This window comes from Celeribacter sp. ULVN23_4, from assembly GCF_054788345.1.
The window spans coordinates 151,695-177,616 of sequence record NZ_JBTVYO010000001.1 but is presented as its reverse complement, the minus strand read 5'-3'; the positions used below and the strand labels follow the sequence as shown (position 1 = coordinate 177,616).

Annotated in this window: 31 protein-coding genes and 1 riboswitch; of the genes, 25 read left to right on the top strand and 6 right to left on the bottom strand. The window is 59.4% G+C overall.

Features of this window, described 5'->3' with window-relative positions; translation table 11 throughout:
- The first annotated feature begins 22 nt into the window (after positions 1 to 22).
- Both irrA and ACYBHZ_RS00875 read left to right on the top strand, forming a co-directional pair.
- Positions 23 to 469, top strand: coding sequence for an iron response transcriptional regulator IrrA (gene irrA, locus ACYBHZ_RS00880; protein WP_460272297.1), 447 nt, complete (start codon positions 23 to 25; stop codon positions 467 to 469).
- Positions 470 to 540: 71 nt separating this feature from the next.
- A complete protein-coding gene (locus ACYBHZ_RS00875; RefSeq protein ID WP_460272296.1) occupies positions 541 to 1,146 on the top strand; it encodes a DNA-3-methyladenine glycosylase I in 606 nt (201 codons plus the stop codon).
- Here the strand turns inward: ACYBHZ_RS00875 and ACYBHZ_RS00870 are convergent.
- From ACYBHZ_RS00870 to ACYBHZ_RS00860, 3 genes are all read right to left on the bottom strand, one after another.
- On the bottom strand, positions 1,130 to 1,621 hold the full coding sequence (locus tag ACYBHZ_RS00870; RefSeq protein WP_460272295.1) for a hypothetical protein: 492 nt from the start codon (positions 1,619 to 1,621) through the stop codon (positions 1,130 to 1,132). The two genes, ACYBHZ_RS00875 and ACYBHZ_RS00870, sit on opposite strands and share 17 nt — an antisense overlap.
- A 95-nt stretch (positions 1,622 to 1,716) precedes the next feature.
- Entirely contained in the window at positions 1,717 to 2,145 is a 429-nt protein-coding gene (locus tag ACYBHZ_RS00865; RefSeq protein ID WP_460272294.1) for an FKBP-type peptidyl-prolyl cis-trans isomerase, read from the bottom strand.
- Between the two features lie 153 nt (positions 2,146 to 2,298).
- Positions 2,299 to 3,162: a hypothetical protein gene (locus ACYBHZ_RS00860; RefSeq protein WP_460272293.1), complete on the bottom strand. Its 864-nt coding sequence runs from the start codon at positions 3,160 to 3,162 to the stop codon at positions 2,299 to 2,301.
- Between the two features lie 232 nt (positions 3,163 to 3,394).
- On the opposite strand from ACYBHZ_RS00860, the gene miaB reads away from it, so the two are divergent.
- The 22 genes from miaB to trpB all read left to right on the top strand — a co-directional run bounded on the left by miaB (position 3,395) and on the right by trpB (position 23,300).
- Positions 3,395 to 4,720 carry a tRNA (N6-isopentenyl adenosine(37)-C2)-methylthiotransferase MiaB gene (gene miaB / locus ACYBHZ_RS00855; RefSeq protein ID WP_460272292.1) on the top strand — a complete coding sequence of 442 codons (1,326 nt, stop codon included), beginning with the start codon at positions 3,395 to 3,397 and terminating at the stop codon, positions 4,718 to 4,720.
- A gap of 272 nt (positions 4,721 to 4,992) precedes the next feature.
- The gene (locus ACYBHZ_RS00850; RefSeq protein WP_460272291.1) at positions 4,993 to 5,547 is read left to right on the top strand and encodes an OmpA family protein; all 555 of its coding nucleotides are present in this window, start codon (positions 4,993 to 4,995) and stop codon (positions 5,545 to 5,547) included.
- 11 nt (positions 5,548 to 5,558) lie between these two features.
- Entirely contained in the window at positions 5,559 to 5,879 is a 321-nt protein-coding gene (locus ACYBHZ_RS00845; RefSeq protein ID WP_460272290.1) for a hypothetical protein, read from the top strand.
- 243 nt (positions 5,880 to 6,122) lie between these two features.
- Positions 6,123 to 7,136: a PhoH family protein gene (locus ACYBHZ_RS00840; RefSeq protein WP_460272289.1), complete on the top strand. Its 1,014-nt coding sequence runs from the start codon at positions 6,123 to 6,125 to the stop codon at positions 7,134 to 7,136.
- Positions 7,137 to 7,162: 26 nt separating this feature from the next.
- Entirely contained in the window at positions 7,163 to 7,651 is a 489-nt protein-coding gene (gene ybeY, locus ACYBHZ_RS00835) for an rRNA maturation RNase YbeY (RefSeq protein WP_460272288.1), read from the top strand.
- Between the two features lie 161 nt (positions 7,652 to 7,812).
- A complete protein-coding gene (locus ACYBHZ_RS00830; RefSeq protein ID WP_460272287.1) occupies positions 7,813 to 8,625 on the top strand; it encodes a transporter associated domain-containing protein in 813 nt (270 codons plus the stop codon).
- 3 nt (positions 8,626 to 8,628) lie between these two features.
- Positions 8,629 to 10,131, top strand: coding sequence for an apolipoprotein N-acyltransferase (gene lnt / locus ACYBHZ_RS00825; protein ID WP_460272286.1), 1,503 nt, complete (start codon positions 8,629 to 8,631; stop codon positions 10,129 to 10,131).
- 36 nt (positions 10,132 to 10,167) lie between these two features.
- A riboswitch (SAM-SAH riboswitch) is annotated at positions 10,168 to 10,218 on the top strand.
- A gap of 8 nt (positions 10,219 to 10,226) precedes the next feature.
- On the top strand, positions 10,227 to 11,408 hold the full coding sequence (metK, locus tag ACYBHZ_RS00820) for a methionine adenosyltransferase (protein WP_460272285.1): 1,182 nt from the start codon (positions 10,227 to 10,229) through the stop codon (positions 11,406 to 11,408).
- Positions 11,408 to 11,914 carry an O-acetyl-ADP-ribose deacetylase gene (locus ACYBHZ_RS00815; protein ID WP_460272284.1) on the top strand — a complete coding sequence of 169 codons (507 nt, stop codon included), beginning with the start codon at positions 11,408 to 11,410 and terminating at the stop codon, positions 11,912 to 11,914. Before metK ends, ACYBHZ_RS00815 begins: the two co-directional genes overlap by 1 nt.
- Before the next feature lies 1 nt (position 11,915).
- Complete coding sequence (gene queF, locus ACYBHZ_RS00810; RefSeq protein WP_460272283.1) at positions 11,916 to 12,380, top strand: preQ(1) synthase; 465 nt, start codon at positions 11,916 to 11,918, stop codon at positions 12,378 to 12,380.
- A 127-nt stretch (positions 12,381 to 12,507) separates the two neighbouring features.
- Positions 12,508 to 12,954, top strand: a complete 447-nt coding sequence (locus tag ACYBHZ_RS00805) for a DMT family transporter (RefSeq protein WP_460272282.1) — start codon at positions 12,508 to 12,510, stop codon at positions 12,952 to 12,954.
- A gap of 65 nt (positions 12,955 to 13,019) precedes the next feature.
- Positions 13,020 to 13,739, top strand: a complete 720-nt coding sequence (trmB, locus tag ACYBHZ_RS00800) for a tRNA (guanine(46)-N(7))-methyltransferase TrmB (RefSeq protein ID WP_460272281.1) — start codon at positions 13,020 to 13,022, stop codon at positions 13,737 to 13,739.
- A gap of 94 nt (positions 13,740 to 13,833) precedes the next feature.
- On the top strand, positions 13,834 to 15,183 hold the full coding sequence (gene aroA / locus ACYBHZ_RS00795; RefSeq protein WP_460272280.1) for a 3-phosphoshikimate 1-carboxyvinyltransferase: 1,350 nt from the start codon (positions 13,834 to 13,836) through the stop codon (positions 15,181 to 15,183).
- Between the two features lie 142 nt (positions 15,184 to 15,325).
- Entirely contained in the window at positions 15,326 to 15,934 is a 609-nt protein-coding gene (locus tag ACYBHZ_RS00790; protein ID WP_460272279.1) for a (d)CMP kinase, read from the top strand.
- Positions 15,931 to 16,875 carry a hypothetical protein gene (locus ACYBHZ_RS00785; protein WP_460272278.1) on the top strand — a complete coding sequence of 315 codons (945 nt, stop codon included), beginning with the start codon at positions 15,931 to 15,933 and terminating at the stop codon, positions 16,873 to 16,875. The genes ACYBHZ_RS00790 and ACYBHZ_RS00785 overlap by 4 nt, the downstream gene beginning before the upstream one ends.
- Positions 16,876 to 17,057: 182 nt before the next feature.
- Positions 17,058 to 17,690: an NAD(P)H-dependent oxidoreductase gene (locus tag ACYBHZ_RS00780; RefSeq protein WP_460272277.1), complete on the top strand. Its 633-nt coding sequence runs from the start codon at positions 17,058 to 17,060 to the stop codon at positions 17,688 to 17,690.
- A 164-nt stretch (positions 17,691 to 17,854) separates the two neighbouring features.
- Positions 17,855 to 18,352, top strand: coding sequence for a BLUF domain-containing protein (locus ACYBHZ_RS00775; RefSeq protein ID WP_460272276.1), 498 nt, complete (start codon positions 17,855 to 17,857; stop codon positions 18,350 to 18,352).
- 252 nt (positions 18,353 to 18,604) lie between these two features.
- The gene (gene rpsA, locus ACYBHZ_RS00770) at positions 18,605 to 20,281 is read left to right on the top strand and encodes a 30S ribosomal protein S1 (protein ID WP_460272275.1); all 1,677 of its coding nucleotides are present in this window, start codon (positions 18,605 to 18,607) and stop codon (positions 20,279 to 20,281) included.
- A 370-nt stretch (positions 20,282 to 20,651) separates the two neighbouring features.
- Complete coding sequence (gene ihfB, locus ACYBHZ_RS00765; protein ID WP_066706248.1) at positions 20,652 to 20,933, top strand: integration host factor subunit beta; 282 nt, start codon at positions 20,652 to 20,654, stop codon at positions 20,931 to 20,933.
- Positions 20,934 to 20,944: 11 nt separating this feature from the next.
- Entirely contained in the window at positions 20,945 to 21,292 is a 348-nt protein-coding gene (locus ACYBHZ_RS00760; protein WP_460272274.1) for a LapA family protein, read from the top strand.
- A gap of 15 nt (positions 21,293 to 21,307) precedes the next feature.
- Entirely contained in the window at positions 21,308 to 21,949 is a 642-nt protein-coding gene (locus ACYBHZ_RS00755; protein ID WP_460272273.1) for a phosphoribosylanthranilate isomerase, read from the top strand.
- A 100-nt stretch (positions 21,950 to 22,049) separates the two neighbouring features.
- Positions 22,050 to 23,300: a tryptophan synthase subunit beta gene (gene trpB / locus ACYBHZ_RS00750; protein WP_460272272.1), complete on the top strand. Its 1,251-nt coding sequence runs from the start codon at positions 22,050 to 22,052 to the stop codon at positions 23,298 to 23,300.
- 58 nt (positions 23,301 to 23,358) lie between these two features.
- Here the strand turns inward: trpB and ACYBHZ_RS00745 are convergent, their stop codons facing one another.
- Together ACYBHZ_RS00745 and pth are read right to left on the bottom strand one after the other, a co-directional pair.
- The gene (locus ACYBHZ_RS00745) at positions 23,359 to 23,733 is read right to left on the bottom strand and encodes a DUF2237 family protein (protein WP_460272271.1); all 375 of its coding nucleotides are present in this window, start codon (positions 23,731 to 23,733) and stop codon (positions 23,359 to 23,361) included.
- A 92-nt stretch (positions 23,734 to 23,825) separates the two neighbouring features.
- The gene (gene pth, locus ACYBHZ_RS00740; protein ID WP_460272270.1) at positions 23,826 to 24,506 is read right to left on the bottom strand and encodes an aminoacyl-tRNA hydrolase; all 681 of its coding nucleotides are present in this window, start codon (positions 24,504 to 24,506) and stop codon (positions 23,826 to 23,828) included.
- A gap of 123 nt (positions 24,507 to 24,629) precedes the next feature.
- Here pth and ACYBHZ_RS00735 point away from each other — a divergent pair, with 123 nt between their 5' ends.
- Positions 24,630 to 24,944: an antibiotic biosynthesis monooxygenase family protein gene (locus tag ACYBHZ_RS00735; protein WP_460272269.1), complete on the top strand. Its 315-nt coding sequence runs from the start codon at positions 24,630 to 24,632 to the stop codon at positions 24,942 to 24,944.
- Positions 24,945 to 25,089: 145 nt separating this feature from the next.
- On the opposite strand, the gene ACYBHZ_RS00730 is transcribed toward ACYBHZ_RS00735, so the two are convergent.
- Positions 25,090 to 25,713: a 50S ribosomal protein L25/general stress protein Ctc gene (locus ACYBHZ_RS00730; RefSeq protein ID WP_460272268.1), complete on the bottom strand. Its 624-nt coding sequence runs from the start codon at positions 25,711 to 25,713 to the stop codon at positions 25,090 to 25,092.
- Positions 25,714 to 25,922: the final 209 nt, after the last annotated feature.

Here is a 25,922-nt window from a genome sequence, read left to right as displayed (position 1 = left end):
TAAACCCAGGAATTGGACGCACATGACGAAGCCCATGCCCCAGACTGAGACCCTTGAAAACCGCCGCGGCGAAGCGTGGCTGGCGAGCGCAGGCGTGCGTCCGACGCGTCAACGGATAGCGCTGGCGACCCTGCTCGTGGGCGACGGGCATGACCGGCACGTCACCGCAGAGAGCCTGTTCGATGCGGCTTGTGACAAGGGAGAGAAAGTCTCTCTCGCGACCGTCTACAACACGCTGCGCGCCTTTTGTGAGGCCGGATTGATGCAGGAAGTCACGGTTGATGGCTCCCGCAGCTATTTCGACACCAACATGGACGAGCATCCGCATTTCTTCTGGGAAGACAATGGCGAGCTAACAGATGCGCCCGCCAAGGAGCTTAAGATCGAGCGCTTGCCGACACCGCCCGAGGGCATGGAGATCGCGGCCGTCGATGTGGTGATCCGCCTGCGCCCGAAAGCGCGCCACTGATCGCAAGAGCTTGACAGTTTTGAGAAAGCCCTGCCCATCATGGCGGGGCTTTTTGTTTGAAGGGATGCGTGATGGAGCGACTGTTTACCGCAGAGGACGGGCTGTGCCGGTGCCATTGGTGCGCCTCTGACCCGGAGTATATCCGGTATCACGACGAGGAGTGGGGCTATCCCGTCGCCGATGATCGGCGTCTGTTCGAGAAAATCTGTCTCGAAGGGTTCCAGTCCGGTCTTTCGTGGTGGACGATTCTGCGCAAACGCGAGAATTTCCGCGCCGCTTTTGTCGGGTTTGACTATCACCGCATGGCAGAGTTTGACGGGGAGGATGTCGAGCGGCTGGTACAGGACGCGGGTATCATCCGTCACCGGGGCAAGATCGAAGCAGTGATTCACAATGCAGGCCGCGCCATCGAGATGGAGCGCGAACACGGCTCGCTCGCCGCTTTTTTCTGGTCATTCGAGCCGCAGACCGATGAGAGCGGTGGGGAGATCGTTTCGCAGACACCGACCTCGCAACGGCTTTCCAAATCGCTCAAGAAAAAGGGCTGGAAATTCGTCGGGCCGACCACTTGCTATGCGTTCATGCAGGCGATGGGCATGGTCAACGACCACCATCCGGGCTGCGCGCATCATGCCAAGGCGGTTGCGGCGCGCGCGGCTTTTACGCCGCCGGTTTGACGAAAGGCGCGAGGCTTCTGAGCCAGCGCTTCGCCTCGCTCGGATCAAACTGCGCCAGCATTGCGAGCTCTGTCTTGATCTGCTCCAGATCCTCTATCCGACCGCGCAGCTCTGCGCGTTTGTCGTCCGGGAGGGGCAGGGCGCTGGCGGCCAGAAGCATTTGGTGCAGGCTCTGAACCTCGCGCATCACGCGAAAGGCTTCGATCATCGGGGCCGTGCGTTTCGGTGCTTCGCGCCATGTCTCGTCGAACAGGGCCGTCACCCTTTGCCCCGCGCCGAGACAATCGAAGGCAACACAGCCGTGATAGCCTTTATCTGCAAGCTGGGGGTGGATGGAGCAGGCGAAGCCATCGAGGTTGTGACAGGGCATTCCTGCGGCTTTGTCGTGGCCGAACATGTCGCCCTGATCGAACGCCAATGCCAGACAGCAGAGCGCGGCGCAATTTGAGCAATCTGGAGAAAACGCGGAGGTCATAGCGCCATTTGACTCCAAACCTGCGTGGGATCAATGAAAAAGGCGGCCCGCCAAATGCGCGCCGCCTTCATTCTTTTGAAGAGCAAAATCTAAGCTCAGACGATTTCAACCAGTTCGATGGCGAAGGTCAGGTCTTCGCCCGCGAGACGGTGGTTGGCGTCGAGGGTGACTTCCTCTTCGGTGATCTCGACCACGGTCACGGGAATGACCTGACCTTGCGGGGATTGCATCTGAAGCTGAAGGCCAACTTCGAGCGGGATTTCCGCCGGGATTTGTGCGCGCGGCACGGCCTGTTGCGCTTCCGGGTGACGCTGACCATAGGCCTCGTCCGCCACGGCGACGATGGTTTTCTTTTCGCCGACGGTCATGCCCGGCAGGTGCTTGTCCATGCCCGGAATGATCTGGCCGGAGCCAACGGTGAACTCAAGCGGGTCGCGGCCTTCGGAGCTGTCGAAGACGGTGCCGTCTACGAGCGTGCCGGTGTAGTGAATGCGTACTTTGTCGCCCGATTTAACTTCGGTCATGAGGCGTCCTAACTTTTCGGGGTGAATTTCGGGGCCGCGCCTCTGCGCAGGTGCCCGTTGCGATTGCGCGAGAGGATAACGGCTTACATATGTAATGCAACCCGATGCCGGAAATTCAGCGGATGACGCAGTTTTGGCGCGGATTTGAGGCGCTCAAAACCACTGCCCCGGTTCCATCAGGCCCAAATCCAGCAATTGCTGGCTGTGCCAAGCGAATTCGACGGAGTTGTGCCACATGAACGTGTCTATGTCATAGGTCGAGCCAGCATTGGACTTGAGTGCCTTGGCGGTCCGGAAGGAGGCAATCGTTGCGGTCAGGTTGTGGTGCCAGGGGCAGGCGAAAGTGTTGTACTCTTCGTCGTTGAACAGATGTTCCTCACTGAGCCGCAATCCCTTTTTCGCTTTGAACAGCGCGATCCGGTCGATGCGGCGGCGGTTGGGCGGCATATGTTCCTCAAACCGCCAGCGCAGCCCGCCATAGAAGTCGAGCTGACGCTCCCTCGCGTGCCCTTTCGCGTCGGGGCGGCCAAGTGCGTAATAGCCGGAACGGTCAAGATGCGCGTCTTCAAGCGAAACCGCATTCGGGTTCGCCCCCAGATCATCGGCATAGAGATCGGCCACATAGCAGAGCATCGCATCGCGCCTCTCTTCAGTGTGGAAGGTCAGCATATCGGTGATGGTGCGCGTCTCGCAGAAGGGAAAGAACAGGTATTCCGCGTTGTAGCAGTAATACATCCAGATGCCGGGTGCCGCATCGATGATGCGATTGACGGCATTGGTCAGCATATGACGCTCACGGGTCATGTAGCGGATACGATGGATTTTCAGTTCCAGCCCTTCGGCCAGTTTGACCTCATCGGGGGCAAAGAGCAGCACTTGTTTGAAGCCCAGAGACAAGTGGTGGCGCAGTGTCGTGGCGACTTCGACGAGGTCTTCGGCGAAAATCATCGCGATCGGCCCTTTTAAAAGGGCGTCCTTGCCGTCTTTGAGGAAAGTGTCGAGGCTGTCGTACCGCATGATTATCCCTTACCGGGTCACTATCCCCGTTGAGGGTAAAAAAGGCATGAAGGGCAGGGGATTGCAAGGACTTGGGGCGCAATCTCTCTTGGGATCTGTGCAGGTTGAGCGGGTAAGGGGCGGGGTTGGAGTGGGGGGCTTGCGGCCCCAGTGCGGCAAAACCCATTTGCCCTGTCAGCGCTCTTGCGCTAGGTAACCGGCTCAATTCCCCATCATACGTGGATTTTTGGCCATGGCCGACACCAAGAAGCTCTATATCAAGACCTATGGCTGTCAGATGAACGTCTATGACAGCGAACGCATGGCTGAGAGCCTTGGCGGCTCGGGGTATACGGAAGTGTCGTCTCCCGAAGAGGCGGACATGATCCTTCTGAACACCTGCCACATTCGCGAGAAGGCGGCGGAGAAGGTCTATTCCGAGCTTGGTCGCTACAAGGATCTGAAGATTGCCAATCCTGATCTGAAGATCGGCGTTGCGGGCTGTGTCGCGCAGGCCGAGGGCGAAGAGATCATGAAGCGTCAGCCAATGGTCGATCTGGTGGTCGGGCCGCAGTCCTATCACCGTTTGCCGGAGCTTGAGGCCAAGGCCGGTCATGGTGAGAAGGCGCTCGACACCGATTTCCCGGAAGAGGACAAGTTCGAGAAACTGAAAGCCCGCCCTAAGGCAAAACGCGCTCCGGCGGCGTTTCTGACGGTGCAGGAAGGCTGCGACAAATTCTGTGCTTTCTGCGTCGTGCCCTATACCCGTGGTGCGGAAGTGTCGCGTCCGGTTGACCGTGTGCTGTCGGAGGCGCGCGATCTGGTGGAGCGCGGGGTGCGTGAACTCACCCTGCTGGGCCAGAACGTCAACGCCTACCACGGTGCGGGCGAAGGTGGGACTTGGGGGCTTGCCCGTTTGATCCGCGAGCTGGCGAAGGTGGATGGTCTGGAGCGCATCCGCTTCACGACCTCGCACCCGAACGACATGGAAGACGATCTGATCGCGGCTCATGGGGAGTGCGACAAGCTGATGCCCTATCTGCACCTGCCGGTGCAGTCCGGGTCTGACAAAATCCTCAAGGCGATGAACCGTAAGCACACTGCCGAGGAATACCTCCGCCTGATCGAACGTATCCGCGCCGCGCGCCCCGATATCGCCATGTCCGGCGATTTCATCGTCGGCTTCCCCGGCGAGACGGATCAGGATTTCGAGGACACGATGAGCCTCGTGCGCGAAGTCGGCTATGGCTCCGCCTTCTCCTTCAAATACTCGCCACGTCCGGGCACGCCCGCCGCAGAGAAAGAAGCGAAGATGGTGGACCCCGATGTCGCCTCTGAACGTCTTCACCGTCTGCAAGAATTGATCACGCAGCAACAGCATGCGTTCCAGGACGCCATGGTCGGGCGCGACGTGTCGGTTCTCTTCGAGCGCAAAGGGCGCTTGCCGGGGCAGATGGTTGGCAAATCTGACTATCTCCATGCGGTCCATGTCACGGATGATGTCGCCGTGGGCGAAATCGCTCGGGTGAGAATCATCGAGAGCGGCCCGAATTCGCTCGCCGGTGAAGTGCTTCGCTAAGCGTTCGCGCGCCTCACACGTCTCTCCTATCCTACATTAAACACCCGTCTGGTTAACAATCAGGCGGGTGTGCTTCTTTCGTTATCTGCGTGGCGACAATGAATGACTAAATTTCGCCACAATCCTCGATAGTTGCTATCTTTTCGCCACAAACTTGCTATTTTTCAGTCATGATTTAGCGAGTGGGCGTATGCAGTCGGTAGACTGCAGGGGGCGCGCCCGATCACGGGTAAGCGGACGCCTAGCCTGTGGGGATGGGAGACGAATTCGATATGTTTGCTGGAACAAGCAGGGCAGTGTTGGCCCTAGCGATGAGTGCGGGGTTGGCATTGGTGAGCCCCGCCGCTTTTGCGCAAAATGTGGTGAAGGGCGAAAATTACACGCCGACGATCTGGATCGACCCGGATGGCTGTGAGCATTGGGTGATGGACGACGGGGCAGAGGGCTATATGGACCTCAAGCGCGACCGTCAGGGCCGCCCGACCTGTCACCCGGTTCAAAGCTGCGCGGTGATGAATTCCGACCAGCTTTTTGCGACCGACAAATATTCGATCTCTGCGGCGGGGCGGAAACGTCTTTCCGCGTTTTTCCAACAGGCCGATGCGACCGCATACATTATCGTCGGTCACACCGACAGCCGGGCCTCTGACGAATATAACATGCGTCTGAGCTACAACCGCGCCAATGCGGTGGCCAAGATCGCAAAAGCGACCGGGGCCCGGATCGCAGATGTTCGCGGCTATGGCGAGCGTCAACCGATCGCCTCGAACGCGACCGCAGCGGGTATGCAGAAAAACCGCCGCGTCGAAATCATCTGCATCAAGTGAGGAGAGAGACGATGAAAGCCATGAAAGCGATCGCTCTTCTCGCTGTTGCCGGAACTCTGTCGGCCTGTAACTCGGGCTTTATGGATGTGCCAAAACGCGATAAAACCATCGACCGTGGGTTCGATGCCAAACACCTGTCCAATCTGGTTGCCGGCATTTGGATCGACCCGGAGGGATGTGACCACTGGATCATCGACGATGGTGTTGAGGGCTACCTGTCGCCGCGTGTCGATAAATATGGCAAACCTGTCTGCTCTGGGACAGCGGCACCTGATACGGCCGTTGGCCCTTATAAGAAAGGGTCTTCTATTATTGACCCATCGACATCGTAAAACTGGTCCAAAGACGCGATTTTACGTGAGAACAGAAAGGTCACCCGATGATTGGGTGGCTTTTTGTTTTGCGTTGTGTGTGCTGTGTGCGCCTTTGCTGATCGATTAATTTTTGTGCAGTTTGTGGCGATGTTCCGCCGGAGTGCACGCTCTCACTGTGAAGATTTTGTGTCCCAGCTTGCCAGAGCCCCAATCCCTTGGCACCATCAGACTCAGGAGCCATTCTAGAGTCGGAGACAATATTTGGGCCTGAGCGCGTTGACACCCCCGAAATCGCAGGACGCAGTCCACGAAACGCTTCTCGAATTCAATGACAACAGGTTGCTGATAGACCTGTGCGGCGAATTTGACCGGAACCTCGCTCAAATCGAACATAAGCTCGAAGTCCAGATTGTCCGACGAGGAAATATGCTTTCCGTGATGGGGACGGGCAGTGCCCGCGGTCGCGCCGCATCGGTTCTTCAGGAACTCTATAGTAAGCTTGAAGCAGGGCGCGAGATCGAGCCCGGCGACATCGACGGCGTGATCCGGATGGGCCATGTCGACACTGCCGAACACGGTTTGCCCGGCGATCAGATGGAAATGTTCCGCGGTGGCGAGGTCGAAATCAAGACCCGCAAGAAGCTTGTCGAACCCCGCACTGGCGCGCAGAAAACCTATGTCGAGAACCTGTTCAAGAACGAACTCGCCTTCGGGATCGGTCCGGCAGGCACGGGCAAGACCTATCTTGCGGTTGCGGTTGGGGTGAACATGCTGATCAATGGTCATGTGGACCGGATCATCCTGTCGCGCCCTGCTGTTGAAGCGGGCGAGCGTCTGGGTTTCTTGCCGGGGACGCAGGACGAGAAGGTCGATCCCTACATGCAGCCGCTTTACGACGCGCTGAATGATTTTCTTCCGGCCAAGCAGCTGGCGAAGATGAAAGAGGAAAAGACCATCGAGATCGCGCCTCTTGCCTTCATGCGGGGCCGGACGCTGAGCCGCGCTTTTGTGGTGCTCGACGAGGCACAAAACGCCACCACCATGCAGATGAAAATGTTCCTGACCCGTCTCGGCGAAGGCTCGCGCATGGTGATCACCGGCGACCGTTCTCAGGTCGATTTGCCGCGCGGCGTGCAATCGGGGCTGCGCGATGCCGAACGCATCCTCGCAGGCGTGCCGAACATCTCGTTCAACTACTTCACCTCGAAAGATGTTGTGCGTCACCCGCTTGTGGCGGCGATCATCGAAGCGTATGAGGCCGACGAAGCGCAATAAGCGCGAAGAAATCGTCGGAGCGCCGCATGGCCGTTGAAGTCATTATTGAGGATGACCGCTGGGACGAGGCGGGGCTTGAGGCCTTGGCGCATGCCGCCGAGGCCGCCACTTTGTCGTATCTGGCGCTTGATCCGGAGTTGTGCGAAGGCTCCGTGCTGGCCTGTGATGATGCGCGGATCAAGGTGCTGAACGCGGATTTTCGCGAGAAGGACAAGGCGACCAATGTGCTGTCATGGCCGGCGGACGAGCGGGCCACGCCGGGAGAGCGTCCGCCGCTGCCGGAGCCGGATTTCGACGGCACGGTAGAGCTCGGGGATATCGCAATCGCCTATGAAACCTGCGCCCGCGAAGCCGAGGAGCAGGACAAGACATTCGCCGATCATGTCACCCATTTGCTTGTTCATGGTCTGTTACATCTGTTGGGTTATGATCACATAACCGACAGGGATGCAGAAATTATGGAGCAAACCGAGATCGAAATACTTGCAACCATGGGTCTCGAAGACCCATATTAGGCGAACGGTCGCAAAAGACCGGTTCAATTTGGAAAGGACGCATGGGCGACACCGAGCCTGGGTCTTCTACGGCAGCGCAGAGCGCGCCGATCGACCCTATAAGCAGACCACAGAGCAGACCGCGCCGTCATGGGCGCAATCCCTCTGGTTGGTTCGACCGAATGAAGGCGGCATTTACCGCCAAACCCTCCGAAACAACAGCCTTGGCCGGGGCAAGCCCATCTGTGGCGCAATCCCAGCCCGTGCAACGCCCCGGCATGGTCAATCTACGCCGGATGCGGGTGGATGACGTTGCGATTCCCAAAGCGGAGATCGTGGCGGTTCCGACCGACATTAAGAAGGAGGATCTTGTTGAGGTCTTCCGGGAAAGCGGCATGACGCGATTGCCCGTGTACAAAGGCACGTTGGACACGCCGGTGGGGCTTGTGCACCTCAAAGATTTTGCACTCACCCATGGCTTTAATGGCAAGGGCGAGCGGTTCAATCTGCGCAAAATGCTGCGCCCGCTCATTTTTGCGCCTCCCTCGATGCCAATCGGGGTGCTGCTGCAAAAGATGCAGACGGAGCGCATGCATATGGCGCTGGTTATCGACGAATACGGCGGGGTGGACGGGCTTGTGACGCTCGAAGACCTTGTCGAACAGGTGATCGGTGAGATTGAGGACGAGCACGACATCGATGAAGATGTGTTCTGGACCCAATCCGCGCCGGGTGTCTTCATCGCGCAGGCCAAAGCCCCTCTCGATGAATTCGAGGCGGCCATCGGTTTGCGTCTGACCGAGGAAGAAGAGGAAGAGGAGATCGACACTCTGGGCGGTCTCGTGTTTCTTCTTTCCGGGCGTGTGCCCGCGCGTGGCGAGGTGATCCCGCATGCGTCGGGGGCCGAGTTCGAGATCGTTGATGCGGACCCGCGCCGGATCAAACGTATCCGCGTGCGCCTGCCGTCTGCCGTGAAACCGAAGGCGGAGACCTAAAACATGGGCGCGCGCCTGTCACGGATTCGGCGCGCGTTTACGCCGCCTCGGGCCTTTGCGCTGAGTGCGGGCTTTCTCATCGCCGCAGGACAGGCCCCGCTCGGGGTCTGGCCGGTGGCTCTGATCGGCCTCACCATGGCGGCGATCACATGGCGCATGGCGCTCACGCCCAGACAGGCCGCCTTTCGTGGTTGGCTTGTCGGGTTCTCAACCTTCCTTGTCTCGCTGAACTGGATTGTGAATCCCTTCCTTGTCGAGCCTATGCAGGACGGCTGGATGATCCCCTTCGCGCTGTTCTTCATGTCGGGCGGGTTGGCACTATTCTGGGCTTTGGCCTTCTTCTTGGCGAAACGGTTTAAGACCGGTCTGCCGGGGCTTGCCGGGTTTTGGGGGGCGGCGGAACTTCTGCGGGGCCATATCTTTACCGGGTTTCCCTGGGCGATGCCCGGCTATATCTGGCTCGACACGCCCTTGGCGCAGCTCTCTGCCTTCGTGGGGCCCTATGGTCTCACGGCGTTGAGTTTCGCTTTGGCTGCGGTGCTTGCGCATGCAGTCCTCAAACGCTCGCTGTGGACGGGGGGCGTTGCCATTGCTCTCTTTGCTGCGGCCTTTGTCATCGGGTTTCAACGTCAATCCGCTCCGCTGCCACCCGACAGGGAGCAGGCCATTCGTGTGGTGCAACCCAACGCGCCGCAGCATCTGAAATGGAACCCGGATTACATTCCGATCTTCTATCAGCGTGCCTTGTCCGTGACGCCGCCGGAAGGGGCCGATCTGGTGATCTGGCCGGAGACCTCCGTCGCGGTGCCGCTCTATGCGGCAGGACCGGAGCTGGCAGAAATTGCTCAAACGGCCGCCCCGGCCCGGGCCGTGGTTGGTCTTAATCGGGTGGACGGCATGCACGGCTTCAACAGTGCGATCCTGCTCGATGAACAGGGCGAGGTTGCCGATGTTTATGACAAGCATCACCTCGTTCCGTTCGGCGAATACATGCCCTTGCCGTGGCTGCTTGAACGGATCGGTCTGCGCTCTTTCACGGCGAACAGCGGCTATGGCTATTCCGCAGGGCCGGGACCGCATCTGATGGACATGGGCGCGCTTGGTCATGCGCTGCCACTGATCTGTTACGAGGCGATTTTCCCGCGCGATCTGCGCACGGAGGCGCGCCCGGACTGGCTGTTGCAAATGACCAACGATGCTTGGTTTGGCACCTTTTCCGGCCCGCAGCAGGCGCTTGCGCAGGCGCGGTTCCGGGCCATTGAGACGGGGCTGCCGATGGTGCGGGCGGCCAATACCGGCATATCCGCGCTGATTGATGCGCGGGGCGGGGTGCGGGCTGCGATCCCTCTGGGCACCTCCGGGGCCTTCACGGCCAAATTGCCCGGCGCGCAGCAACCGCCTCTTTACACGCGGTTTTCCGAGGCCCCGGTTTTGATATTTTTAATCCTTTTGGTGTTGAGTGGCAGGATCGGCACAACCCTCATGCGCACCAGAAAAACCGATTGACCCTCCCGGGTTGCGGTTATATCGCATTTAGATCAACGGCCCGCACAACGGCTTCCTGACGTGCGGGTGTCATAACCCAATGGAGCACGACCCCCATGTCCCGCAAAGATTACGTCTTCACTTCGGAATCCGTTTCCGAGGGCCACCCTGACAAGGTTTGCGACCGTATTTCCGATGCCGTTCTCGATGCGCTGATCGCAGAAGAGCCGGAAGCACGCGTTGCTTGTGAAACCTTCGCCACCACGAACCGTGTGGTCATCGGCGGGGAGGTTGGCTTGTCGGACAAGGCCAAGCTCCACGACTATATGGATCACATCGACCGCATCGTGCGCGAATGTGTCAAAGACATCGGGTATGAGCAGGACAAGTTCCATTGGCAGACGCTGGAGGTGCAAAACTACCTTCACGAGCAATCCGCGCATATCGCGCAGGGCGTCGATGCCGCAGAGAACAAGGACGAGGGCGCGGGCGATCAGGGCATCATGTTCGGGTATGCCACGAACGAGACCGAGGCGATGATGCCGGCTCCGGTCCAATATGCCCACGCGATCCTGCGCCGTCTGGCCGAAGTCCGCAAGAACGGCACGGAGCCGCGGCTTGGTCCGGATGCGAAATCGCAGCTTTCCGTGAAATACCGCGACGGCAAGCCGGTGGGGGTTAGCTCCATCGTTCTGTCGACCCAGCACCTTGATGAGTCCATGAACTCGGATGACGTGCGGGCTTTGGTCGAGCCTTACATTCTTGAGACCCTGCCGGAGGGCTGGGTGACGCCGGAGACGATCTGGCACGTCAATCCGACCGGAAAATTCGTGATCGGCGGACCGGATGGCGATGCGGGTTTGACCGGGCGCAAGATCATCGTGGACACTTACGGCGGCGCGGCCCCGCATGGCGGCGGCGCATTCTCCGGGAAAGATCCGACCAAGGTGGACCGCTCTGCGGCCTATGCGGCGCGCTATCTGGCGAAAAACGTCGTGGCGGCGGGACTGGCGGATCGGGCGACGATCCAGCTGTCTTACGCGATTGGCGTCGCTGCGCCGCTGTCGATCTATGCCGACCTGCATGGCACGGGCAAAGTGGACGAAGCTGCCATTGAGGCCGCGATCCCGCAGGTCATGGATCTGACCCCGCGCGGAATTCGCACCCACCTTAGCCTGAACAAACCGATCTATCAGCGCACCGCGGCCTATGGCCATTTCGGGCGCGCACCGGAAGCGGATGGCGGGTTTAGCTGGGAACGCACCGATCTGGCCGAGGCGCTGGCGAAAGCCGTCTGATGCCTCTGCGCGTTGTCACCGGCTCTATCACCGATCTCGATGTGGAGGCGGTGGTCAACGCGGCCAACTCGACGCTTTTGGGCGGCGGCGGTGTCGATGGGGCGATCCATCGCGCGGCCGGTCCGGGGCTTCTCGACGAATGCCGCACGCTCAACGGCTGCCCTGCGGGGCAGGCCAAGCTGACGGGCGGGTATCTTCTCAAGGCGCGCTACGTGATCCACACCGTCGGGCCGATCTGGCACGGCGGCGGGCAGGGGGAAGACGAAACGCTTGCCTCCTGCTATCGTGAAAGCCTGAATATCGTGCGTGCGCGGATGATCCGCTCGGTCGCGTTTCCATCCATATCGACGGGTGTCTATGGTTTCCCGAAAGACCGCGCGGCGGGCATTGCAGTGCATACGATCCGGAGTGCTATGGCGGAGCTTTCCGATGTGAACATCCTGCTTTGTGCCTTCTCGGATCGGGATGCCGCCTTTCTGACTGCGGCTTTGAATAAGGACAACTGACATGCCCAAGACCGACACGTCCGGCCTCACGCAACTCGGTGGGGCAAGCGCGCTGCCGAAGAGCCCGGAAGAGGCGGTGCTCGAAAAAGTGCCGCATAGCCATGAGGGTGAACGCTATGTCGCGCGGTTTACTGCGCCCGAGTTCACCTCGCTCTGCCCGATGACCGGCCAGCCGGATTTCGGCTATCTGATGATCGACTACATCCCGCGCAAATGGCTGGTGGAGAGCAAATCTCTGAAGCTCTTTCTCGGTTCTTTCCGCAATCACGGCGCGTTCCACGAAGATTGTTCGGTCTATATCGGCAAGCGTCTGGTTGAATTGCTCGACCCGGAATGGCTGCGCATTGGGGCCTATTGGTATCCGCGCGGCGGGATTCCGATCGACGTGTTCTGGGCCACCGGGCCGGAGCCGAAAGACCTCTGGATCCCGGCACAGGGCGTGCCGCCTTACCGGGGGCGGGGGTGAGAGGCGATGAGTTCTATAAAGGGCTGTCCGGAGGGCTTGCAAAGCTGCAAGGCGATGCCGCATGCTTGCGCGTTGATTTTCTTCCCTCTGTGTGCAGCTTGACCGGAGGATACGCGGAGGAGATCTCATGTCCGACACATTAAGAGACCCGTTTGTCATGCTTTTGGCCGGGATCGGCATTCCGATCTTTGCCGCGCTCAATGCCCAGCTCGGCGCGCGTCTTGGCTCCCCTGCCTTGGCCGGGTTGGTGTTTGTTGTGGTCGCGTTCAGTTCGATTTTTATCTATCGCGCGGTGTCAGGGCCGGTCGGCGCGCCGTCAGAACTGATCCGCCAGCCCGCCTATTTGTTTCTCGGTGGGGTGCTCTTTGCCTTCTACATCCTGTCGATCACGACCATCGCGCCCCGGTTCGGGATCGGTAATGCGGTGTTCTTTGTCCTTCTGGGGCAAGTCCTTTCGGCGGGCCTCATCGATCATTTCGGCCTCTTCGGCGCACCACGTATGGCGCTCTCCGGTCTGCGTGCGACGGGAATGCTGTTGATGGCAGGCGGGCTTTTCCTGATCCAACGCAGTTGATCCGCACCTTGCCCCGACGCGGAAAACTTGGCAAAAGCCCCGCTTGAACCAAAGCGGGGTTTTCCATGTCTGACGATCAACAGCACCAATCGGGCGCGCCTTGGCGCAACTTCTATGGCCGTATCCACGGCAAGACGCTCAATCAGGCGCAGAAGGATTACCTCGAAGAGGATCTGCCCATGCTGGCTCCGGGGCCTGTGTCCTGGGAGGAAAACCCTGAGCGCGAGAAGCTCGACCTGAATGCGCGCTTCGGCGGTAAGCCGGTCTGGCTTGAAGTGGGCTTCGGTGCTGGCGAGCACCTGATCCACATGGCGCAAACCTATCCGGATGTCGCGATCATCGGTTGTGAGCCCTATGTCAACGGCGTGGCCTCTTGCCTTGGGCATATCCGCCGTGTCGGTGGGCTGGACAATGTGGCGATCCATGCGGGCGATGCCCGTGACCTGTTCGATGTGCTGCCCGACGAGAGCCTCGACAAAGCGTTTCTGAACTACCCCGATCCGTGGCCGAAAGCGCGCCACCACCGCCGCCGCTTCGTCACCGCTGAGCATCTGGAGCCGCTTTGCCGCGCGCTCAAACCGGGTGCGGAATTCCGTGTTGCGACCGATATTCCCGATTACGTGCGCCAAACCATGGAAGAGGTGCCGCGCGCGGGATTTGAATGGCTGGGCGAATGCGCCGAAGACTGGCGTAAGCCGTGGTCGGACTGGTTCTCGACCCGCTACGAGAAAAAAGCCATCCGCGAAGGCCGCACGCCGCATTACATGACCTTTCGCAAGGTTTGAGCACAGCCGAGTATTTCGGCTGCAATGAAGACAGTCGATAGACCGCACGCGCGGCTTGCGTTATCAGAGCGGCAAGAAATGTGAGGAGAGCAGCATGTCCAGTCACGGCACCCCGATCCCGATGAGTGCGCGCAGAAACGGGCCTTTGAAAGGCACCGCAGCCGTGCCGGGAGACAAGTCGATTTCCCACCGGGCGCTGATCTTTGGCGCGATGGCCGTGGGGGAGACGAAAATCACCGGCCTGCTCGAAGGCGAAGACGTGCTCGACACCGCGAAAGCGATGCAGGCGCTCGGGGCCGAGGTGGTGCGAGAAGGCGCTGGCGAATGGACCGTGCACGGCGTGGGCGTTGGAGGCTTTTCCGAGCCTGAGGATGTGATCGACTGCGGCAACTCCGGCACGGGCGTGCGCCTGATCATGGGCTGCGTTGCGACCTATGATTTCTGCACGACCTTTACGGGCGACGGTTCCCTGCGCAAACGCCCGATGGCGCGGGTGACCGATCCTTTGGCGCTGTTTGGCACCACGTCGGTGGGCAGGTCTGGCGGACGCTTGCCTCTGACGCTGATCGGGGTATCTGATCCGGTGCCGGTGGAATATCAGACGCCGGTGCCATCGGCACAGGTGAAATCCGCCGTGCTTCTGGCCGGGCTGAACGCTCCGGGCAAAACGGTTGTGATCGAGAAAGAAGCGACGCGCGATCATACCGAGCGCATGCTTGTGGGGTTTGGCGCCGAGCTGACGACGGAGAAAACGCCGGAAGGCTATAACAAGATCACCCTGACCGGCCGCCCGGAATTGAAGCCGCAGGATGTCGCCGTGCCGCGCGACCCGAGCTCGGCAGCGTTTCCGGTCTGCGCCGCGCTGATCGTGCCGGGGTCCGAGGTGTTCGTGCCGGGCGTCAGTCAGAACCCGACGCGGAACGGGCTGTTCATCACGCTCAAGGAAATGGGCGCGGACATCGCCTTTGAAAATGAACGCGAAGAGGGCGGCGAGCCTGTGGCCGATCTGCGGGTGAAATATTCCAAGCTTAAAGGCATCGAAGTGCCGGCGGAACGCGCCGCATCGATGATTGACGAATACCCGATCCTGTCGGCGGTCGCCGCCTATGCCGAGGGCACGACAGTGATGCGCGGGGTTAAGGAATTGCGGGTCAAGGAAAGCGATCGGATCGACGCCATGGCGCGCGGGCTTGAGGCTTGCGGTGTGTCCATTGAGGAAGATCATGACACTTTGATCGTGCACGGGCTTGGCCCGGATGGCGTTCGGGGCGGGGCGACCTGTGCCACCCATCTCGATCACCGGATCGCCATGTCCTTCCTGATCCTCGGCATGGCCGCGCAGCAGCCGGTCAGCGTCGATGACGGCGGCCCGATTGCCACCTCTTTCCCGGTCTTCGAGAGGCTGATGACGGATCTGGGCGCGCATGTGACGCGCAACAATTGAGATGCGGGTGGTGGCGTTCCGGGCTTTGGTCCGCGCCACCTTCTATCTCTGGGGGGCGTCGAGGGATCGCGAAAGTGAACGCGCGGAAATTGACACTCCCGCGCGCCTGAGTCAGAACTTATCTCCCGATTTGGAGGATCTCATGAGTTTCTGCATCGCCATTGATGGCCCCGCCGCCGCCGGTAAAGGCACGATTTCCAAAGCTGTTGCCGCGCATTTCGGATTTGCCCACCTCGATACCGGGTTGCTGTATCGCGCCACGGGGGCGAAGACCTTTGAGGGGCTGTCCCCGATTGAAGCGGCTGAGGCTCTGACGGCGGAGGACCTTGAACGTGATGATCTGCGTTCCGGGGATGCGGGGCAGGCGGCTTCGCGCGTGGCTGCCATTCCGGAAGTGCGCGCCGCCCTTGTGGATTTTCAACAGGCTTTTGCCCGCCGGGAAGGCGGAGCTGTTCTGGACGGGCGTGACATCGGTACGGTGATCTGCCCGGACGCGGAGGTGAAGCTCTATATTACCGCCTCCGACGAGGTGCGCGCGGTGCGCCGCCAAAAGGAATTGGCCTCCAAAGGCGAAACCGTGACCGTCGAAGACGTGCTGGCCGATCTGCGCGAGCGCGATGAGCGGGATGCGGCGCGGGCGACTGCGCCCCTGAAGCCAGCCCCTGACGCGACGCTCATCGATACCACGACCATGACGATTGATGAGGCTGTCGCGAAAGTCATCAAGCTGATCGAGACGCGCCGGACATGACCGCGAAGCTCGTTCTCCATCTGCCCGATCATGAAAGGGCGCTTTTGGAGGCGGGCAAAATGTCGACGCTGTATCCCCGGATCAAGCGCATGGTCGAGAGGCGCGGTGGTGTCGTGGAGATCGCGCCGCGCTTCCCGCCGCAGGAGCGGGACGGCAATCTCCATATCGTCGATAACGCGCGCCAGCCGCATGCCGACACGCTGATCGCGGCGCTTGCCTATCTTGATCGCTGTTGGCATCTCGATCCGAAAGGTGTTTTGGCGGACAGTTCCATCGCGGATCGGGTGTTTGAGCCTGAGATGGTGGAGGCGGCGGAAGCCGAGGCCTATGTGAGCGATCTACGCGCGCGGTTTTCAGAACCGCGCCAATCCCGTTATCACCAAAAGAAAGACATCGAGGAGATCGCCCCCGAGGGTATCGTCATCTTTCTGCAAGGCCCGCCGCCCTACCGCCGGAACCATGCCTATATGGGGCGCGACAAGATGATCCGCGCCGTCCTCGAAGGCGCAGGGGGCCGCCCGGTTTACATCAAGCCGCATCCGCTCCGCAAAGAGGAGGGACTCAAGATCATCCGCAGCTTTGTGGCGGAAGGATTTCAGCCGATCAAGACGAATGCCAATGTGCATGATCTTTTGCGGCAGGCGGCGGTGAGTGTATCGGCGAACTCTGCCGCCTCTCTGGAAGGGATGCTGCACGGGACGCCGACGATCCTGTTCGCTCGAGCGGATTTCGATCAGGCCGCCGAGCGCGTGACGGCGCCGGAAGAGTTCCCGGCGGCGTTAGAGCGTGCCCTGAGCCGGCCTCGCGACTATGCGAAGTTCCTCACATGGTATTTCTCGCAATGTCTCTGGCTCGATGATCCGACTTTTGAGGCGAAGGTTCTGGCGCGCTTCGAGGAGGTGGGTTTTCCGCCCACGCGCCTCGGCTTGGATATTTCTTGAGGCGCGTCGCGTGCATCAGCGCGCAAGGGGGTGCGCGTTGCTGCGGAAACGCTGCCTGAAATGGCTTAAAATCAATGCCTTGCGTAAAGGGCCTAGCAGGCTGTGCTAAAATTCGGACGGTTGTGGTGCCCGATTGCGACACCATATCCGGGAAAATCGCTTTTACCCAAGGATACCCCCCCATGTTTCTCGATAATCTGAACTGGCGTTATGCCACCAAGAAAATGGACCCCTCGAAGCCCGTCTCCGAGGACAAGGTCGCGAAAATCGTCGAGGCCGCCCGTATGGCGCCGACCTCTTCGGGGCTGCAGCCCTTCCACATTTTTGTCATCCGCAACAAAGAGCTGCGCGAAAAGCTGAGAGCGGTGTCTTTTGACCAATCGCAGATCACCGACGGTTCGCATCTCCTCGTGTTTGCAGCCTATGACAATTACAATGACGCACGGATCGACGCGGTGGTGAACCAGCATGCCTCCGAACGTCCCGGTACGCGGGAACGGCTTGATACCTATTACGACCGTCTTAAATCCATGTACCTGCCGCGAGAGGTGCGCACCAACGCCGATCACGCAGCGCGTCAGGCCTATATCGCTCTGGGCTTTGCGCTTGCCGCTGCCGCCGAGCTTGAGGTGGACAGCACGCCGATGGAAGGATTCGAAGCCGATAAGGTCGATGAAATCCTTTGTCTGGAAGAGAAGGGGCTGAAATCCGTTTTGCTCATGCCGCTTGGCACCCGTGAGACCGAAGGCGATTGGCTCGCCCCGATGAAGAAGGTCCGCAAACCGGCGTATGAGATCGTGACGGATCTGGATTGACCTCGCGTCTCTGTGCAAAAATAGCATAGATTTTTGAGGAGCGTCGGCTGTTTTCGATGCTCCTCGACATTTTTCGGTTGAAGCTGTGCAAATAGAGCTTGTCTTGCCTGTGTCTTCGGGGCCATTTTCCCCGCGCTCACAATAAGTCGAGACAGGAGAGGCGCGTGTCCCCGTATATTCAGCTGTTGTATCGTTCAGTGGCGCGCCACGAAGATTTTCACCCGTCCGATCTCGACATCCTGCGCACAGCAGTGAAGTTCAACGCATCCCATGGCGTGACGGGCATCCTGCTGCGTGTTGATGAACAGTTCTTTCAGGCATTGCATGGTCCGAAAGAGAGTGTCGAGGCTCTGCTCGCGCGCATCGAAGCGGACGAGCGCCATCAGAACATGGAAATCCTGTTGTGCGAAGAGGCGATGGATGTGTCGCCCTTTGGCAATTGGTCCATGTCGTATGACTCGCTTTTGGGGTTCGAGCAGAACCTTGGGCTGCAAGAAGACGGGGCCTATCCCGTCATTTCCCCGGACCGTGCGTGCGAGCTGATCACGCTTTTCACCAAAGCCGCCACCAGCGTCGCCACCTACGGTTCCGCCTTCCCCTATGCGCGTCTGGCTGGCGAAAACGACGCGGCTTATCTGGAGCGGTTGGACGGGTTGGCATAACGTGATGATCGCGCGTTATCCGCGATTTCCCTTGCTTTTAAGGGGATTCGGCGCTAAACGCGCGCCAGTCTATGAGGCCATCAGACGTCATCAAGACAGTACGGGCAGGGTCGGAGAACAGCTTCGGCCCTGATTTGTGTTTTTACCCGTAAGGTCGCGAATACGTTGGTTTCAAAGGCTTAAGTGAAACTAAGACCGGCGGAGACAACCGCTTGGCCCGCATAAACGTATGAAAAGGAATCTAGAGACCACATGGCTCAGAACGTATCTATGGAGGATTTCGAAGCCCTCCTGAATGAAAGCTTCGAAATTGACACCCCGGCCGAAGGTTCGGTTGTCAAAGGCAAAGTGATCGCCATCGAGGCCGGTCAAGCCATCATCGACGTAGGCTACAAAATGGAAGGCCGCGTTGACCTGAAAGAATTCTCCAACCCGGGCGAAGCACCTTCCGTGGCCGTTGGCGACGAAGTTGAAGTGTTCCTCGACCGCGTTGAAAACGCCCGTGGCGAAGCCGTCATCTCCCGCGACAAAGCACGTCGTGAAGAAGCATGGGATCGTCTGGAAAAAGCCTACGCCTCTGAGGAGCGCGTCGAAGGCGCCATCTTTGGCCGCGTCAAAGGCGGCTTCACCGTCGATCTGGGCGGCGCAGTTGCGTTCCTTCCGGGCTCCCAAGTGGACGTTCGTCCGGTGCGCGACGCTGGCCCGCTCATGGGTCTCAAGCAGCCGTTCCAAATCCTCAAGATGGACCGTCGTCGTGGCAACATCGTTGTCTCCCGTCGTGCGATCCTCGAAGAGTCCCGTGCTGAACAGCGCGCTGAAGTCATCGGCAACCTCACCGAAGGTCAGACCGTTGACGGCGTCGTCAAAAACATCACCGAATATGGTGCCTTCGTGGACCTCGGTGGCGTTGACGGCCTGCTGCACGTTACCGACATGGCATGGCGCCGCGTGAACCACCCGTCCGAGATCCTCACCATCGGTGAGACGATCAAGGTGCAGGTGATCAAGATCAACAAAGATACCCACCGTATCTCCCTCGGCATGAAACAGCTGCAGGACGATCCGTGGGATTCCGTTGAATCCAAGTACCCGCTCGAAACCGTGCACACTGGCCGCGTGACCAACATCACCGACTACGGCGCATTCGTTGAGCTGGAGCCGGGCGTCGAAGGTCTGGTTCACGTCTCCGAGATGTCCTGGACCAAGAAAAACGTCCACCCGGGCAAAATCGTCTCCACCTCGCAAGAAGTGGAAGTCATGGTTCTCGAGATCGATCCGTCCAAACGCCGCGTGTCTCTTGGTCTCAAGCAGACCATGCGCAACCCGTGGGAACTCTTCGCAGAGACCCATCCGGAAGGCACCGTTGTCGAAGGCGAAGTCAAGAACATCACCGAATTCGGTCTGTTCGTTGGTCTGCCGGGCGACATCGACGGTATGGTTCACCTCTCCGACCTGTCTTGGGAAGAGCGTGGCGAGGACGCCATCCAGAACTACCACAAGAACGACATGGTCAAAGCCGTCGTCACCGAAGTGGACGTGGACAAAGAGCGTATCTCTCTCTCCATCAAAGCTCTCGACGACAGCTTCTCTGGTGCGGTTGAAGGCGTGAAACGCGGCTCCATCGTGACCGTGACCGTGACCGCAATCGAAGACGGTGGCATCGAAGTGGAATACGAAGGTGCGAAATCCTTCATCCGCCGCTCCGACCTGTCCCGTGACCGTGCTGAGCAGCGCCCCGAGCGTTTCCAGATCGGTGACCACATCGATGTGCGCGTGACCAACGTCGATCAGAAAACCCGTCGTCTGGGTCTGTCGATCAAAGCACGCGAAATCGCGGAAGAGAAAGAAGCCGTCGAACAGTACGGTTCCTCCGACTCCGGTGCGTCGCTGGGCGACATCCTCGGTGCAGCCCTCAAGGGCGACGAGTAATCGCGATCTGCGCATAAGTTTTGAAAGGGCCCTACGGGGCCTTTTCTTTTGGCCACCTGCCAGACCTGCCTTTTGAGATAGGCCAATCTGCTTCGATCTTCCGAATCGCTTTGGCTGATGCCGCGTTGCGGCGCATTTCCCCCGACCTGTTGCTGTGCGAAATAACGCAGCCTGAGGGATTTTTGGGCGAAAACTCAGCGTATTAACGGCAAAAAACAGCCAAGGAGAGCCTAAGAGACGCTTTCCCGAATGCGGTTCCCGTCCTATAGTCGGATTTAGGTCGTGCTATGGAGGGGTTAGCTCTTCTGGTAGGGCCTGAGCGATACGAAAAAGTCAAAAGAAACGCGCCAGATATGCAAGGGGGGACTTCATGATCCGGTCCGAGTTGATCCAGAAGATCGCAGACGAAAACCCACATCTCTACCAACGAGACGTCGAGCGGATCGTGAATACGATCTTCGAAGAAATCATTGAAGCGATGGCCCGTGGCGATCGGGTCGAGTTGCGCGGATTTGGCGCCTTTTCCGTCAAGAAACGGGATGCCAGAATGGGCCGCAACCCGCGCACGGGCGACAGCGTTCCCGTCGAGGAAAAGCATGTGCCCTTCTTCAAGACCGGCAAGCTCCTGCGCGACCGTCTGAACGAAGAATAAGGCCGACCTAAATGCGATATATCCGTTACGCTTTCCTTGCCGCGCTGGCGGTGGTGCTTGTCACTGTGGCTTTGGCCAATCGGGATGTCGTGACGCTGTATCTCTTGCCCGGTGAGCTGGCGACCTTGTCGGGCATTTCGCTGTCGATCAAACTGCCGCTGTTCGTCGTTATCTTTGGCGCGATCATCGCCGGGCTTCTGATTGGGTTCGTTTGGGAGTGGATGCGTGAGTACAAGCATCGCTCAGCCGCCAGCACGCATAAGCGTGAGAAAGAACAGCTGGCCCGCGAAGTCGATAAACTCAAGGTCGACAAGGCGAAGAAGGACGGCGACGAAGTGCTTGCGCTTCTGGAGCGCTGAGCAGCCGATAATCTCATGGATACACGTGTTAAAATTTGCGGGCTGAAAACGCCTGAGGCCGTTGCGACGGCTGTGGACGCCGGTGCGCATTATCTCGGGTTTGTCTTCTTCCCGAAATCACCGCGGCATGTGGACATCGCAACGGCCCGCGATCTGGCGCTTGAGGTGCCGGTGGGCGTGGCCAAGGTGGCTTTGGTGGTGAACGCCACGGATGAAGAGCTTGACCGGATCACCGGTGAGGTGCCGCTCGATATGCTGCAGCTTCATGGCAAGGAAAGCCCGGAGCGCGTGGCGGAAATTCGTGCGCGTTATGGCCTTCCTGTGATGAAGGCCGTGGGGGTTGCCGAACCCTCCGATGTGCCTGCGCTCGATGCTTATGGCATGGTCTGTGATCAGGTGCTGGTCGATGCAAAAGCGCCGAAAGGGGCGGATTTGCCGGGTGGCAACGGGTTGGCCTTTGATTGGCGGCTCATTGCCAAACGCGGCTGGAACCGGCCTTGGATGCTGGCGGGTGGCCTGACGCCGGAGAACGTGGTTCTGGCAATCCAGATGACGGGTGCGAAACAGGTGGATGTCTCCTCGGGTGTTGAAAGCGCCCCTGGTGTGAAAGACCCTGCCAAAATTCGGGCTTTCATCGAGGCGATCCGCGCCGCCTGATGGGCTTTTTGGAGTGTTTTCGCAGCAAAGGAGGCGCGCACGCTTTACCGTGCGGGGCCTCTGAGCTACATCCATTGGCGATCCGCAAAGGAGCATCGCGATGAACGATCTTTACAACAGCTTCATGAGTGGCCCGGATGAAAAGGGACGCTTTGGCATTTTTGGTGGGCGTTTCGTGTCCGAGACGCTGATGCCGCTGATCCTCGCCCTCGAAGAGGAATACAATAACGCCAAGGACGATCCCGAGTTCTGGCAAGAGATGCGCGATCTCTGGAAATATTACGTCGGCCGTCCGAGCCCGCTCTATTTCGCGGAAAAGATGACCGAAGAGCTTGGCGGCGCGAAGGTTTATCTCAAGCGCGAGGAGCTGAACCATACGGGCGCACATAAGATCAACAATGTGCTGGGTCAGATCCTTCTGGCGCGTCGTATGGGCAAGACCCGGATCATCGCCGAAACCGGCGCGGGGCAGCACGGCGTTGCAACGGCAACGGTGTGCGCCAAGTTCGGTCTTGAGTGCATCGTCTACATGGGCGCGACCGATGTGGAGCGTCAGAAACCCAACGTGTTCCGGATGGAGCTTCTGGGGGCGAAGGTTATTCCGGTGAAATCCGGCCGCGGCACGCTCAAGGATGCGATGAACGATGCGCTGCGCGATTGGGTGACCAACGTGCGCGACACTTTCTACTGCATTGGCACGGTGGCCGGGCCGCACCCCTATCCGGCGATGGTCCGCGATTTCCAAGCCATCATCGGTCAGGAAACCCGTTGGCAGCTTGCGGAACTCGAAGGCGAGGGGCGTCTGCCCGATACGCTGGTCGCGGCTGTGGGCGGTGGTTCTAACGCTATGGGGCTGTTCCACCCGTTCCTTGATGACGAGAGCGTCGGCATCATCGGTGTCGAGGCTGGCGGTCATGGAGTGGACGACCGGATGGAGCATTGCGCGTCTCTGACGGGCGGGCGTCCGGGGGTGCTGCACGGCAACCGCACCTATCTTTTGCAGGATGAGGACGGGCAGATCCTTGAAGGCCATTCGATCTCTGCAGGCCTCGACTATCCGGGGATCGGGCCGGAACACAGCTGGCTGCATGATACGGGCCGGGCGCAATATGTCTCGATCACCGACAAAGAGGCGCTTGAAGCCTTCCAGTTCTGCTGCCGTACCGAGGGCATCATTCCGGCGCTTGAGTCGAGCCATGCGGTCGCTCATGTGATGAAAATCGCGGGCGATCTGCCGAAGGATCACATCATCGTCGTGAACCTTTCGGGGCGTGGCGACAAGGATATCTTCACAGTGGCGCGCCACCTTGGCGCCGATATCGCGGGTGCCGAAGGGCGCGACGCTGAGTAAGGCAAGACATAGACTTCGCCGAAAAGCCGTCCTTTGGGGCGGCTTTTTTCATTGGGGGTCAGGTGTTGAGGGCGTGGCGTTTAAGCACGTCCAGAGGGACGATCTCCAGCGCTCTGAGATGTGTCGACGAGAGTGCCACCTTAGGGGCGCAACCCTCGTCATGCGCTTGCAGGAACCGCCCCGCGCAGAGGCACCATTGATCGCCCGGTTTCAGCCCCGCGAACCCATATTCCGGGCGCGGTGTCGAAAGGTCGTTGCCGACATATTTCGAATAGGCCAGAAACTCCGCCGTCATCACGGCGCAGACCGTATGGCTGCCCATATCCTCGGCGCAGGTGTTGCAGGCGCCGTCACGGAAATAGCCGGTCATCGGATCGGTCGAACAAGGGGCGAGCACGCCGCCCAGCACGTTGAGAGAAGGGGCCTTGTCCATCTTTGTCTCCGTCAAAACTCCGGCTGTACCAGTCTATCCAACGTCCGTGAAAATCGAAACGCCCGAGATCGTGTTGCGTGCCATTGGGCAGTTCACTGAAACTTATCGCGCAGCTTCTCAAGCGGTGACCGGCTGTCCTCTGCGGGCGGTTCGGGCGCTTTCTCCGGCTTTGCTTTCTGGGGCTTTGTCCCGGTGGAACTGCGCGGAGGGGCGGTGCGCAGGGCGACGGCGTTGGAGAATTTCGCAGTCTCGCCATCGGCAAGCGCAGGGGCACCATCCGAGCAGCCGCGGATCACGTTGTCGAGCCACTCCTGTTCCGCCTTGGCGAAATCGGCGAGCACATAGCCGGACACGCGGTCTTTGTGGCCCGGATGGCCGATGCCGAGACGCACGCGATCATAATCGGCACCGATATGTTGATGGATGGAGCGCAGCCCGTTGTGTCCCGCATGACCGCCTCCGGTCTTGGTGCGCACCTTGCCGGGGGCGAGATCCAGCTCGTCGTGGAAGACGACCACATCGGCGGGATCAAGCTTGTAAAACCGCATTGCCTCACCAACCGCCTGACCGGAAAGGTTCATGAAGGTGCCGGGTTTGAGCAGCACGACATTTTCGCGCCCGAGACGACCTTCGCAGGTCTGTCCCTGAAACTTAGCGCGCCATGGCGAAAATCCGTGATCCGAGGCGATCTGGTCCAGCACCATAAAGCCGATGTTGTGACGGTTTTTCTCATATTTTCCGCCCGGATTTCCGAGGCCGACGAAAAGGCGCATGGGGAGGCTCACCTGTTGTTGAGGGTCGGGCGCAGCATATTGACGCTTGGGGATGCATGCAATCTATTGCCGGGGGAAAGCCAGCCTCTAAGCCCGCCAAATCAGTTCATAAAGGAGACACAGATGAGCTTTATCGCAATGAACCGCTTCAAAGTTGCGCCGGGGCGTGAGGACGATTTCGAGACCATCTGGCGCAATCGAGAAGGCCGTCTCAAGGACCTTCCGGGCTTTGTTGAATTCCGTTTGCTCAAAGGACCGGAAGGAGAGGGCTATACGCTTTATTCCAGTCATACGCTCTGGGCCAGCCAGGAGGACTTCGAAAACTGGACCCGGTCCGAGGCGTTCCGCGAAAGCCATAAAAACGCCGGGCAGCACCGCGATGTTTATGTGGGGCCGCCGCAGTTCGAAGGTTTTGAAACCGTGTTGATCGAACGCTGAAAACGGCTGTCGGGTTTGCGTCGGACTTTTGTCGGCTCTTGGTATGATCCTGCACCGTCTTCACAAACACTGAGGCAGCCCCAAAACGAAAAACGCGGACCCCGAGGGATCCGCGTTTCTAATTTGTCCGAAGACTGCGGCAGAATTATTCTTCTGCTGCTGCGGCTTCTTCTTCTTCATCGTCAGCACCACCACCGAGACCGGCCGGGGCTGCGATGTTGGCGATCACGAAGTCACGCTCGATGACCGGCTTTACGCCGTCCGGCAGTTTGATGTCGGAGATGTGGTACACATCGCCGATTTTGCCGCCGGTGATATCCAGCGTGATATGGTCCGGAATGTCGGACGCGGTCACGATGAGCTCGACGTCGGAACGCACGTGGGTCACGACACCGCCTTTTTTGATGCCCGGAGCAGCTTCTTCACCGATGATTTCCACCGGGATGAAGAGGTTGATGCGGGAGTTGCGGTGCAGACGCATGAAGTCGACGTGAGTCGGCAGGTCTTTCACAACGTCACGCTGCACGCCACGGCAGATCACGCGGACGTCTTCCTGGCCTTCAACTTTGAGGTTGAAAAGGGTGGACAGGAAACGGCCGGCTTTCAGGCGTTTCAGCAGTTCGTTGAATTTGATGTTGATCGGCAGCGGCTCTTTGTCATCGCCGTACACGATCCCCGGAACCAGACCGTCGCGACGAGCCTGACGAGCGGCGCCCTTGCCTGTCCCCGTACGTTCCAAGGCAATAAGATCAGGAATCTCACCAGCCATTTTGAATTCTCCATAAAGATAGGGCGGGACTCCTCCAAGGCTGTAGTCCCGCGTGAAGCCGTGGCCATACACGGGAATCGGAGAAATGGGAAGGGTTTTTCTGTTTCTGCGTATCTGCCCTGCGGAAATACCTATTGTCGATGGCAGGCGCACTATCATAGTGTTGGCTCAAAGCGCTTTGACTGTTCTTTTGAAACTGTCCTGCGCCT